Here is an 11,492-nt window from a genome sequence, read left to right as displayed (position 1 = left end):
CAACTGTCTCCGCGTCATGCACACCGGACTACACGATCCACCCCCGAAGCGAGGGCGAATCCCGCAGATTGATCACGACTCGATACAGGCCCTAGGACCTGTCGTCAGCTGCCTGTCGAGCGCCGCCCCGGCAGCCACTTGCTGGTGCGCGAGCTGTGTCCGAGGCTCTCGGGGCCGTTGCGGACGCCACGGTGCTCAGTCCAGCGTCTGGGTCAGCTCACTGCGCGTCGACGTGTGTACGACCCGGGCGCGCGCCCCGTTGACCAGCGGCAGGAACGGCGGCACATGGCCGCACTCGACGTCGGCGACGATCGGCACGTTCAGCGGTCCGAGCGCGTCCAGCACGGCCTGACGCTGGGTGAGCGAGGCCATGTCCGGGGCTGAAGTCCGGCCGACGAGTACGGCGTTGGCCGCGTCGAAGAATCCGGCCAGCCGCATCCCGTGCAGATTGCGGCAGATGGCGAACGCGTCGTCGCCGCTGGCCTCCACGTACACGAGAAGACCCTCCGGGGCGTGCGTCCGGGCGAAGGCGGACGCGTCGAGGTACGGCGTGCCGGCGAGGTTGACCAGCATCTCGATACAGCCCCCGACGAGCCGCCCCTCGACGTCCACGTCGCCGCCGCCGTCCAGTCGGGTCCACCGGCCCGGGGTGTCCAGCGTGAAGGTGTGGACGTCCGGGTGCTCGGCGTAGTCGTCCCGGCCCGTGGCCCGGTGCCGCTCCGGCGGAATCTGGGTGAACCGGTGGCCCGGCGGCGCGGCGACGATGTCCAGCCAGGACGCCAGCCCCTCCGGCGCCCGGTAGGGGGTGTCCATGAGGTTGTTCCCGTGCACGGTCGCCGTCCCGGTGAGGAGGGTCAGCGGTGTCATGACGGTGGACAGGTCCGAGTAGCCCACCAGCCAGGTGGGCTCGGCCGTACGCAGCCGGTCCCAGTCGAGCAGCGGCAGCAGGTCGATGGCGCTCTCCCCGCCCCACGGCGGCACCACGGCCCTGATGCCGGGGTCCGTCAGCATCGCCGTCAACTCGGCCGCCCGGTCGGCCGCGGACGCGCTGATGTGCCCGGAGCCGTCCATGCACCGGCCGGTCACGACCTCGTACCCCCGCGCCCGCACATCGCGCACCGCCACGGCGAGCCGCTCGCGCAGTTCCTCGGGCACGCCGCTGGACGGGGAGGTGATCCCGACGCGGTCACCGGGCTGAAGAGGGCGTGGGTAGCGAAGTGGCATGCGCCGGATTCTGGCACAGCGCCCGGAGCTCCGGCCGGTGCGGTCTCGAACCGACACTCGAAGAAGGTTAGGCTGGCCTAAGTCAATTCGGTTCTCTCGTCCCGGCGGGCGAGGCGCTCAGGCCGACCACGCGTACGAAGGGGCAGTGTCCATGACGATCCACCGAACCGTCGTCGTCCGAGTGCGGCCGCTCACCGCGACCATGACCCGCGTCACCCTCCACGGAGAAGGCCTGGCGGACTTCGGGTCCACCGGCGTCGGGGACGAGTACGTGCGGATCTTCCTGCCGCACGGCCCGGACCGCACCGACGTCTCCCTGCCCCGGACGACCGAGCAGGGCGGGTGGGAGACCCCCGAGGGGCGGCCCGTCGCGCCGATGCGCACGTACACGGTCCGCGCGGTGCGCCCGGAGGCGTGCGAGGTCGACATCGACTTCGTGCTCCACGAGGGCGGGGTGGCGTCCGGCTGGGCCGCCGAGGCGCGGCCCGGGGACGTCGTGGGCGTCAACGACCCCACCGGGCTCTACAGCCCCCCGGCCGATCTCACCTGGCAGGTGCTGGTCGCCGACCAGACCGGTCTGCCCGCCGCCGCCCGCCTGCTGGAGAACACGCCGGACCAGGTCAGGACCCGGGTGGTTCTGGAGGCGCCCGGCCCCTCGGCCGTGCTGCCCCTGCGGGAGCTGCCCGACTCCAAGGTGACCTGGACCTACGGCGGAAACGGCCACGGTCCGAGCCGGCTGGCCGACCTGGTGGCCGCCGCCGTCCCGCCCGGCACGGATCTCGCGGGCGGGTACGTCTGGGTCGCGGGGGAGACCAACGCCCTGCGTGCGGTACGCCGTTACCTCCGGCGCGAGCTGGGGCTCCCGGCGGAGCGCTTCAAGGTCGTCGGCTACTGGATACCCAACTCCGACACCTGGTCCGAGCGGTACGAGGCGCTGCCCGACGCCGTACGCTCCGAGCTGGAGGCCCTCTGGGACAATCCGGCCGGCGACTCCGAGGACCTCACCATCCGCTACGAGGCCCGGCTGAGCGATCTCGGGCTCTGACCGGACCCGGACCGTCCTCCTTGGCCGACAGGCCCGACAGGCCCGACAGGCCCGACAGGCCCGACAGGCCCGACAGGCCCGACAGGCCCGACAGGCCCGACAGGCCCGAACAGGCCCGCCGGGGCCGCGCGCGCCGCGGATCTTGCGCGAGACCCCCTCGGCCTCTCCGGACGGGCGGGGGCGCCGACATGACCGCCCCGCCCGCCACCCCCGGCCATCCCCGCACCAGCCGCCTCGACGGCAACGCTCCGATCGCCCACAGCTGCTCCCCTGCCGGCGGCCCCGCACACTCTGTGCGGGGCCGCCGCCGTGTTCACCGGGCAGCACCTAGGCTGCGAACCTGCACCGGCCCCGACCCAGGAGCGCACCCCCATGCCCGAACCCGTTCGCGAACTCCCCTTCCCCGACGCCCTCCGCCCCGACGCGGCCCCCGCGCCGCATCCGCTGCTCGCACCGGTGACCGGGTACCTCGGCACCTGGCGGGGCACGGGCCGCGGCGCGTATCCGACGCTGGAGGCGGATTTCACGTATGTGCAGGAGGTCACTTTCAGCCACGACGGGCGGCCCTTCCTCGCGTACGAGGCACGGGCCTGGCTCCTCGACGCCGACGGGCACCCCCTGCGGCCGTCCGCCCGGGAGAGCGGATGGTGGCGCCTGCAGCCGGACGGGCGGGTGGAGGCCCTGATCACCCAGCCCACCGGCATCGCGGAGATCTCGGTCGGCCACGCCCGCGACGGCGCCGTCGACCTCGCCACCGAACAGGTGTCCCTCGCCCCCACCGCCAAGCAGGTCGACGCCACCCGCCGCCGCTACACCCTGACGGATCAGGATACGCTCGCCTTCGTCCACGATCTCGCCGCGATCGGCCGCCCGCTGCAGCACCACCTCTCGGCGAAGCTCCACCGAGAAGCCCCTGGCCAGCGCGTTTAGTTGCCGGAGTGTGACCAAGGCGGAGCATGGAGACCGGCCCGCGGGGCAGGTGCACGGGTAGCCAGGAGAACAGGAGTACCTTCCCGATGTCCCTTCCCTCGTACCCGGATTCCTCGTACCCGGGACAGCCCGCAGCCGATCACGGCCCCTACGGCAGCCAGGCGCCCGCGCCGACGAACGGCTTCGCGGTCGCCGCACTCGTACTCGGCCTCATCGCCTGCCTGTCCTTCTGGACCGTGGTGGGCGGGCTGCTCCTCGGCCTGCTCGCCATCGTCTTCGGCATCATCGCAGCGCTCCGCACCCGCCAGGGCCGCGCGCCGCGCCGGGTGATGGCGATAGTCGGCGCCGCGTTCGGGGCGCTCGGGCTCATCGGATCCGTGGTCGTCCTCGTGGTGGTCGTCTCCGTGTTCGACTCCCAGGAGTTCAAGGACCTTGAGGACTGCCTGAACCAGTCGAGCGGTCAGACGGCCGAGGACCGGTGCATGGACGACTTCGTCGACGAGCTGACCAACTGACGACCCCGGGGAAGCCGTTCCGCGGGGCGGAAGGCGTACGCTCGGCTCATGGTGCACGTACTGGGCAGCAGGATCCTGCTGCACCCCACCGATCCCGAGCGTTCCCGCGTCTTCTACGGCGAGGCCCTGGGCCTCGCCGTCTACCGGGAGTTCGGTACGGGCCCCGAGCGCGGCACGGTCTACTTCCTCGGCGGCGGGTTCCTGGAGGTCTCCGGCCGGGGCGGGGAGCCGCCCTCGTCGGCCGTACGGATCTGGCTCCAGGTGGAGGACGCCGAGGCCGCCCACGCCGAACTGCGGGCGAAGGGCGTGAGCGTCCTGCGGCCGCCGCGGCGCGAGCCCTGGGGACTGGTCGAGATGTGGATCGCCGACCCCGACGGCGTGCGGATCGCCGTCGTCGAGGTGCCGGACGACCATCCGCTGCGCTACCGGCCCTGAGCGGCTGACCCAGCGCCACCGACGACGTCAACCGGTGCCCTGCGACCTCCGCACACCTGTCCACACCCGCCCGGCGGCGCACCGCGGTTGCATGCGCACCGGGTGTTTGCCACGGTGTCCCTGGGCAGGCGGCCCGGTGATCTCCGGGCCGCACCGCCCGGTGACCGCCCGCAACGGAAGCACACCGCAGAGAGAAGGAGGGTTCGATGTCCTCGAAGCGACGTCGTAAGAAGAAGGCCCGCCGCAAGAACGGCGCGAACCACGGCAAGCGTCCACAGAGCTGAGACGACGCCGCGGCCCCACCGGGCGCAGGAGCCTGGTGGGGCCGGGCGGTTTCCGTGGGCCGGGGGAGGGCCGTGTGGAACTCGGGTCCCGATGGTGATGCCCGATGGACGACGGGTTCACACCCCGGGCGGGGCCGTGGGTTCCGTTCCCGCCCCGGCGCAGACCGAAGCGGCCGTCCCGACCACGTACTCCAGCATCTCCTTCGCCCGCCGGGCGGACAGCGCCGGATCCCAGCCGGCCTCCGCCCCGAGTCAGGCCGGCATCCCCGCCATGAACGCGTCCCCCGCGCCGACCGTGTCCACCACCCGTACCGGCACGGCCGGGACGGACACCGCCGGGGCCCGAAGGGGACGTGCCCGTCACGGCTCCACCACGATCTTGCGGCCGATCCCCGCCCGGAAGCGCTCGATCGCCTGCGGATACTGCTCCAGCGGCAGCCGGTCGCTGATGAACACCGACGCGTCCAGCACCCCGCTCGCGAAGAGCGCGGCGGCCCGTTCGTAACTGTGGAGCACGGCCATCGAACCGGTGATGGTGATCTCCTGGTTGTAGATCCTGTACGGCTCGATCACCGCGGTCGTGGCGTAGTCGGAGACCCCGAACTGGAGGAACGTACCGCCCTTGGCGACCCTCCCCAGGCCGTCCTGGATCGCCCCGGCGTTGCCCGTCGCGTCGATGACGACGTCCCAGCCGCCCGGCCGGTCCAGCTCCTCGGCACGGGCGGCCGCGCCCGTGCAGCCCAGGGCCGTCGCGGTGGACAGCCGCCGGGCGTTGACATCCAGCATGTCCACCGACGCGGCGCCGGTGCGCTTGGCCAGCTCCAGCATCATCAGCCCCATGGTCCCGGACCCGTAGATCAGCACCTGGGCTCCGAGGTTGCCCTTGAGCACGTCGTACCCGCGTACCGCGCAGGACAGCGGCTCGATCAGCGCCGCGTCCCGGACCTCGATGTGCTCCGGCAGGCGTACGCAGTTGGCGACGGGCGCCACCGCGAACTCGGCCGCGCCCCCGGGCGCGGTGACACCGATCGCCGCCCAGTTGTCGCAGAGGTTGCCCCGCCCCGAACGGCAGTAACGGCATGCGTGGCAGTGCAGCGAGGGGTCCACGGCCACCTGGTCGCCGACGGACAGTTCGGTGACGTCCGCACCGAGGCCGACGATCTCCCCGGCGAACTCATGACCCGGGACGATCGGCAGGGTCGGTGCGAACTCGCCCTGGAGGATGTGGAGATCGGTGCCGCACAGCCCGCACGACGCCACCTTCACGACCACCTCGCGAGGGCCGGGCGTGGGGTCCGGGACGGTGGTCACGGAGACCTTGCCGGGGGCTTCGACGATGGCTGCCCTCATTTGACTGCTCCCAGGGAGAGGCCCTGGACGAGTTTGTCCTGGGCGGCGTAGCCGGCGACGAGCACCGGCAGGGACACGACCACCGACGCCGCGCACAGCTGGGCGAGGAAGAGGCCCTGGCTGGTGACGAAGGTGGTCAGATGGACGGGGGCGGTCCCGGCGACCACACCGGTCAGCACCCGCGCGAACAACAGCTCGTTCCAGCTGAAGATGAAGCAGATCAGGGCGGTCGCGGCGATACCGGGACCGGCGACCGGGGCGACGACCCGGCGCAGCACCGTCGGCAGCCGGGCCCCGTCGACCTGCGCCGCCTCGATGATGGAGACGGGGACGTCCGCGAGGAAGGACTGCATCATCCACACCGCGATCGGCAGGTTCATCGAGGTGTGGAGCAGGACCAGCAGCCAGATGTTGTCCAGCAGCCCCGCGTTCTTCGCGAACAGGTACACCGGCAGCAGCCCGGCGACCACCGGCAGCATCTTGGTGGACAGGAAGAAGAACATCACGTCCGTCCACTTGCGCACCCGCCGGATGGACAGCGCGTACGCCGCCGGAAGCGCGAGCAGCAGCACCAGCACGGTCGAGAAGAACGAGGCCGCCAGCGAGTTGACCAGCGGCGGCCACGGCGTCGGGCCGCCTCCGCCGCCGAAGAAGGTGCGGTAGCCGTCCAGCGTCAGCGCGGCGGCGAGCGACGGCGGGTTGGTCGCCGCGTCGGCCTCCGCGTGGAAGGACGTCAGCACCATCCACAGGGCGGGCAGACAGAAACCGATCCCCACGACCCAGGCGGTCACGCCCAGCGCGGCCGAACGCCGTCGGCCCTTGCGCGTGGAGGCGTTGACGGATGCGGATGGGTACGCGGCGGTGGATGGGTACGCGGAGGTGGATGTCGTGGTCGAGGCGCTCATGCGCGGCTCGCCTCCTCACGGAAGAGGGAGGAGACCACCCGGAGCGCGAAGGTGGCGATGACGATCGTGCCGATCACCACGACCACGCCCGCGGCGGACGCCAGCCCGTACTCATGGGCCCGGTAGAAGGTCTCGTAGACGGTGTACGGGAGGTTGGCGGTGCCGAGACCGCCGGAGGTGATCGTGAACACCGCGTCGAAGTTCTGCACGATGTACACCGACCCGAGCAGGATGCCGAGTTCGAGGTAGCGGCGCAGATGCGGCAGGGTCAGATGGCGGAACGTCTGCCAGGGCCCGGCCCCGTCCAGCCGCGCGGCCTCCATGATCTCGGCCGGCCGGCTCTGCAGCCCGGCCAGCAGGATCAGCATCATGAACGGCGTCCACTGCCACACGAGCGACGCCTCGATGGCGATCAGCGGCATCTCGGACGTCCACTCCGGCTGCGCGACGGACTCGATGCCGAACAGCTCGCCGAACCAGGTGAGCACCCCGTTGAACAGCCCGTACTCGGGGTTGTAGAGCGCGTGTTTCCACAGCAGCGCGGCGGAGACCGGCACCAGCAGGAACGGGGTGATCAGCAGGGTGCGCACGAAGCCCCGGCCGAAGAAGGCGCGGTCCAGGAGCAGGGCGAAGACGAGCCCCAGCACGACGCTGACGATCACGACGGACGCGGTGAGGACGACGGTCGTCACGACGGACTCGCGCAACGCCTCGTCGGTGAAGACCGACGCGTAGTTGGAGAGACCGGTGAAGTGGCGCTTCTCCGGCTTGAGGGAGTTCCAGTCGAAGAGGGAGATCACCAGGGTCGCCACGAAGGGCAGTTGGGTGACGGCGATCAGGAAGACCAGCGCCGGCAGCAAGGGTGCGCGGGTCGCCCAGGCACGCCGCCGATTGCTGCCGCCCGGCTTCTTCGCCGGAGCCGGCCGGGGCGTGGTCACTCCGGTCGCGGTGACGGTCATCGGTACTCCTCCGCGACCTTCTCGGCCAGCTTCTGGGAGGCGGCGAGCGCGGCGTCCACCGACTGGCGGCCCGCGATGGCGGCACTGATCTCCCGCGCCACCCGGGTGCCCAGATCGGTGAACTCCGGTATGCCGACGAACTGGATGCCCGCCGTCGGGCGGGGCTGGGTGCCCGGATTCTTCGGATCGGCCTCGGAGATGGCCCGCTCGGTGACATCGGCGAACGCGCCCGCCTCCGCGCGGTAGTCGGGGTTGGCGTAGGTGGAAGCCCGTTTGCCGGCGGGCACGTTGGACCAGCCGCGGGTGGCGCCGACGAGCTCCTCGTACTCCTTGCCCGACGCCCAGGACACGAACTTCCAGGCGTCGTCGGACTTCGTGGATGCCTTCTGCAGACCCCAGGCCCAGGTGTAGAGCCAGCCGGAGCTCTTGGTCCGCTCGACGGGGGCGGGGACGTACCCGATCTTCCCCTTCACCGGGGAGCCCTTCGCCTCCAGGGACCCGGCGCCCGCCGTGGCGTCGTACCACATGGCGGTCTTGCCCTGGGTCATGTTGTTCAGGCATTCGGCGTACCCGGACTGCGGGGCGCCGAGCTCTCCGTGCTTCCGCACGAGATCGACGTAGAACTTCGTGGCCTTCCTGAACTCCGGTGCGGTCAGCCGCGGTTCCCAGTTCTCGGTGAACCAGGTGCCGCCCATCGTGTTGACGACCGTGGTCAGCGGGGCGATGACCTCGCCCCAGCCGGGCAGTCCGCGCAGGCAGATGCCCTTCATCCCGGGCTCCGCCCCGTCCGTCCGCTCGGCGAGCTTCGCCACCTGCTCCCAGGTCGGCTTCTCGGGCATCGTGAGGCCCTGCTCCTCGAAGACGTCCTCGCGGTACATCAGGAAGGACGACTCGCCGTAGAAGGGCTGGGCGTAGAGCCTGCCGTCCTCGGCGGTCAGCGAGTCCCGCAGCGGTTGCAGGATGTCGTCCTGGTCGAAGGCGGTGTCGGCCTCCGCGTAGTCGTCCAGGGGGTGCAGCCAGCCGTTCTTCGCGAAGAACGGCAGCTCGAAGTTGCTGATGGTGGCGATGTCGTACTGGCCGGCCTGGTTGGAGAAGTCCTGGCTGATCTTGTCGCGCACGTCGTTCTCGGGCAGCACCGTGAAGTGGACCTTGATGCCGGTCTCCTTCGTGAAGTGCCGCGCGGTCAGCTTCTGCAGGTCGATCATCTGTGGGTTGTTCACCATCAGTACGTTCAGCGCGTCGCCGCCCCCGAAGTAGGTGCCGCCCGCTCCGGCGCAGCCGGTGGCGAGCAGGGCCAGGGCGGCGGTCACGGCGCGGGCCCGACCGCGTACGCGTGGTCGGCGGCGGCGCCCTGGCCGGTCCGGATGAGGCAGGTGAGGCATGGGGGCTCCTGATCAGTCGTAGCGGCTCGGTGACCGGGTCGCCGTCGGGGCATGACAAGCCAGGCCCCGACGGTGAGGATGGAGCGGGTGCGCGGGTGCGGGAGCCTTGCGGGTGACGGTGGGTGCGGGGCGGGTGCGGACGGTGCTGTCGGCGGCGGTGCGTACGGTGCTACGGGCGGTGGGCCGGTCAGACGCGGATGACCTGGGGGCCCAGGAGGGAGTAGCGCTGGGCCTCGGCCGAGGGGAGCCCGGCATCGGTGACGATCGCTTCGAAGTCGCCGACCCGGGCGAACCGGCAGAAGCTCACCGCCCCGAACTTGCTGTGGACCCCGGCGAAGATCCTGCGTCGCGAGCTGCGCAGCGCCTGCGTCTTCACCTCGGCGACGGCGGGGTCCGGGGTGGTGAGGCCGTACGCGCGGGAGATGCCGTTGGCCCCGAGATACGCGAGGTCGATGACGAAGTCCGCGAGCATCCGGGAGGCCCAGTGGTCGACGGTCGCCATCGTCGAGCCGCGCACCCGGCCGCCCAGCAGCAGCACCGAGGTCTTCTCCGCCCCGGCGAGGGAGGTGGCGACGGCCAGGGAAGCGGTGACCACGGTCAGCGGCCGGTCCTGGGGAAGCGCCTCGGCGATGAGCTGCGGGGTGAAGCCCTCGTCCACGAAGACCGTCTCGGCGTCACCGAGCAGATCGGCTGCGGCGGTCGCTATCCGCGACTTCTGCGGAACGTTACGGGTGGTGCGGACGGCGAGCGTGGTCTCGAAACCGGCCGACTCCACCGGGTAGGCGCCGCCGTGGGTCCGGCGGACGAGTCCGTGCTCCTCCAGCACATGCAGATCGCGGCGGACGGTCTCCTTGGCGACCTTGAACAGGTCCGCGAGGGCGTTCACCCCGACCGACCCCTCCCGCCGGGCCGTCTCCAGTATTCCCCGACGGCGTTCCTCGGTGTCCACGGCACACTTCCCTGGTTGCTGCTGGGCCCGTTGCGGGCGGAGCCCGCTTGTCCGTTCGGGCTCATGTGTCGTTTGTACAAGCAGTCCCAGGGCAACGACCAGCGGCTTCACCGGATCCCCTCGACCCGTTCGTGCCCGTTTCCCGGATGTGACGCCGCTGGTCACGCGCAGGAAGGCCGCTGAACCGGTCGCGCGGGCAGCCCGCTTTCCCGCGATCACCGCCCGAATGGTGCCCGAAGTGCGAGCCCCGGCCTCCGTGATGCCGGAAGGGCGGCACGGGACGGCCGGGGCGCGGGGTACAGGAGGGCCGCGGCTCGGGCGCGTGGGGCGAGGCATGGGTGGGGGCGGGGCAGGGGCGGCTCGGGGCGGGTCAGGAGAGCACGGTGCGGTCCTCGCCCTCGCTGCGGTGGGGCAGGGGCACCGCGCCCCTGCCGGGCGTCTGCGGATAGAACCGCTTGGCCCAGCGCCGGAACGGGCCGATCGGCCCGTCACCGGAAGCCAGCCGGGGCGGCTGCTGGTACTGCTTGTGATGCCAGATCGGGAAATCGGCGGCGGTGAACTCGCAACTCGACCGGAAGACAGGGCGATCCAGAAGCCGGGCCGCGGTACGGCTGACGATCCGGGCCAGCCGGGGCGGCAGCCGGCCCGGATCGTCGAAGGCGATGCGGTTCAGCTGCCGGAACTGCATCCGGTGGGGCCCGATGGCCGTCGGCATCACCATCGTGCACATCCGCAGCCCGAAGCGCGGGGTGTGCACATCGGCGTGCAGGCAGCCGAGGCCATAGCCGTCCACGCGCACATCGACGGTGAAGTCACCCACAAGCGGCGCCGACTCATGGGCGCGCATGGACAGATGGAACGTCGCGTCGTCGTACGCCACGGGCCCGTCGATCTCGGCCTTCGTCCAGCCGTGCAGGGTGGCGAAGTGACCGAGGTCGACAGAGTTCTCGATGACCTCCTGGACGTTGCCGGCCAACTCCCAGGCGGCCGTACGCGGAGGCCTGTGCCCGATCTCGTGCCACTGCGGGACGGACCAGTCCGGATCCCGGCCGTCGTGGTGCCGCCAGACGAAGACACCCCCGTTCACCTCGTGGACGGGTAACCGCGTCAGCGGTGACCGGGGCGGCGGCGTGCCGTATCCCGTGCGCACACACCTACCGTCGGGGCCGAACGAGAAGAAGTGGAAGGGGCACGTGAGATCCTCCCCCTCGACCTTCGCCAGACCGAGATGGGCGCCCAGATGCGGGCAGTACGGACGGACGGCGCGGAGCGCTCCCGTGCCGGTGCGATACAGGACGACGTCGCGCCCCGCGAGCGGCCGGGGTGAGCACGGTGCCCGGCCGCAGCTCGTGCGAGAAGGCCAGCGCGGCCCAGCCGCTCGGGTAGGGCAGGGCAGGCGCCCCTGCCGCGTCGGCCGGCGTCGGGCCCTCACTGATGGCTCGCCCGTACTCGCGTGACACTCCCACGACTCCCCCTCCACGATCGGTCGCACGGAGGCTGCCCAGAGCCGCGCC

At 71.4% G+C, this 11,492-nt stretch carries 12 protein-coding genes and 1 pseudogene; 5 read left to right on the top strand and 8 right to left on the bottom strand.

Annotation, left to right across the window (positions count from 1 at the left end; all coding sequences use genetic code 11):
- Positions 1–195: 195 nt before the first annotated feature.
- Entirely contained in the window at positions 196–1,224 is a 1,029-nt protein-coding gene (locus ACGF2Y_RS25390) for a S66 peptidase family protein (RefSeq protein ID WP_392951664.1), read from the bottom strand.
- Positions 1,225–1,375: 151 nt separating this feature from the next.
- Between ACGF2Y_RS25390 and ACGF2Y_RS25385 the strand changes: the two genes are divergently transcribed.
- The 5 genes from ACGF2Y_RS25385 (at position 1,376) to ACGF2Y_RS25365 (ending at position 4,433) form a co-directional block, all read left to right on the top strand.
- Entirely contained in the window at positions 1,376–2,269 is an 894-nt protein-coding gene (locus tag ACGF2Y_RS25385; RefSeq protein WP_392951662.1) for a siderophore-interacting protein, read from the top strand.
- Between the two features lie 372 nt (positions 2,270–2,641).
- The gene (locus ACGF2Y_RS25380) at positions 2,642–3,199 is read left to right on the top strand and encodes an FABP family protein (RefSeq protein WP_392951659.1); all 558 of its coding nucleotides are present in this window, start codon (positions 2,642–2,644) and stop codon (positions 3,197–3,199) included.
- A gap of 86 nt (positions 3,200–3,285) precedes the next feature.
- The gene (locus ACGF2Y_RS25375) at positions 3,286–3,714 is read left to right on the top strand and encodes a DUF4190 domain-containing protein (RefSeq protein ID WP_392951657.1); all 429 of its coding nucleotides are present in this window, start codon (positions 3,286–3,288) and stop codon (positions 3,712–3,714) included.
- 48 nt (positions 3,715–3,762) lie between these two features.
- Positions 3,763–4,149, top strand: a complete 387-nt coding sequence (locus tag ACGF2Y_RS25370) for a VOC family protein (RefSeq protein ID WP_392951654.1) — start codon at positions 3,763–3,765, stop codon at positions 4,147–4,149.
- Positions 4,150–4,355: 206 nt separating this feature from the next.
- Entirely contained in the window at positions 4,356–4,433 is a 78-nt protein-coding gene (locus ACGF2Y_RS25365) for a 50S ribosomal protein bL37 (RefSeq protein WP_370454205.1), read from the top strand.
- 252 nt (positions 4,434–4,685) lie between these two features.
- Here ACGF2Y_RS25365 and ACGF2Y_RS25360 read toward each other — a convergent pair whose 3' ends face one another.
- The 7 genes and pseudogenes from ACGF2Y_RS25360 to ACGF2Y_RS25330 all read right to left on the bottom strand — a co-directional run bounded on the left by ACGF2Y_RS25360 (position 4,686) and on the right by ACGF2Y_RS25330 (position 11,444).
- Positions 4,686–4,736 carry a hypothetical protein gene (locus ACGF2Y_RS25360; protein WP_392951668.1) on the bottom strand — a complete coding sequence of 17 codons (51 nt, stop codon included), beginning with the start codon at positions 4,734–4,736 and terminating at the stop codon, positions 4,686–4,688.
- A gap of 57 nt (positions 4,737–4,793) precedes the next feature.
- Complete coding sequence (locus tag ACGF2Y_RS25355) at positions 4,794–5,783, bottom strand: zinc-dependent alcohol dehydrogenase family protein (RefSeq protein ID WP_392951651.1); 990 nt, start codon at positions 5,781–5,783, stop codon at positions 4,794–4,796.
- Positions 5,780–6,688, bottom strand: a complete 909-nt coding sequence (locus ACGF2Y_RS25350; RefSeq protein ID WP_392951648.1) for a carbohydrate ABC transporter permease — start codon at positions 6,686–6,688, stop codon at positions 5,780–5,782. Before ACGF2Y_RS25350 ends, ACGF2Y_RS25355 begins: the two co-directional genes overlap by 4 nt.
- The gene (locus ACGF2Y_RS25345) at positions 6,685–7,647 is read right to left on the bottom strand and encodes a carbohydrate ABC transporter permease (RefSeq protein ID WP_392951646.1); all 963 of its coding nucleotides are present in this window, start codon (positions 7,645–7,647) and stop codon (positions 6,685–6,687) included. The genes ACGF2Y_RS25350 and ACGF2Y_RS25345 overlap by 4 nt, the downstream gene beginning before the upstream one ends.
- Positions 7,644–9,029, bottom strand: coding sequence for an ABC transporter substrate-binding protein (locus ACGF2Y_RS25340; RefSeq protein ID WP_392951643.1), 1,386 nt, complete (start codon positions 9,027–9,029; stop codon positions 7,644–7,646). The genes ACGF2Y_RS25345 and ACGF2Y_RS25340 overlap by 4 nt, the downstream gene beginning before the upstream one ends.
- Before the next feature lie 187 nt (positions 9,030–9,216).
- Entirely contained in the window at positions 9,217–9,978 is a 762-nt protein-coding gene (locus ACGF2Y_RS25335) for a DeoR/GlpR family DNA-binding transcription regulator (protein ID WP_392951640.1), read from the bottom strand.
- A 370-nt stretch (positions 9,979–10,348) separates the two neighbouring features.
- A pseudogene (locus tag ACGF2Y_RS25330) lies at positions 10,349–11,444 on the bottom strand (Rieske 2Fe-2S domain-containing protein).
- Positions 11,445–11,492: the final 48 nt, after the last annotated feature.

Source organism: Streptomyces sp. NPDC048142, assembly GCF_043202835.1.
Classification (GTDB): domain Bacteria; phylum Actinomycetota; class Actinomycetes; order Streptomycetales; family Streptomycetaceae; genus Streptomyces.
The sequence above is the reverse complement of the archived record's forward strand: the minus strand, read 5'-3'. Positions and strand labels throughout refer to the sequence as shown.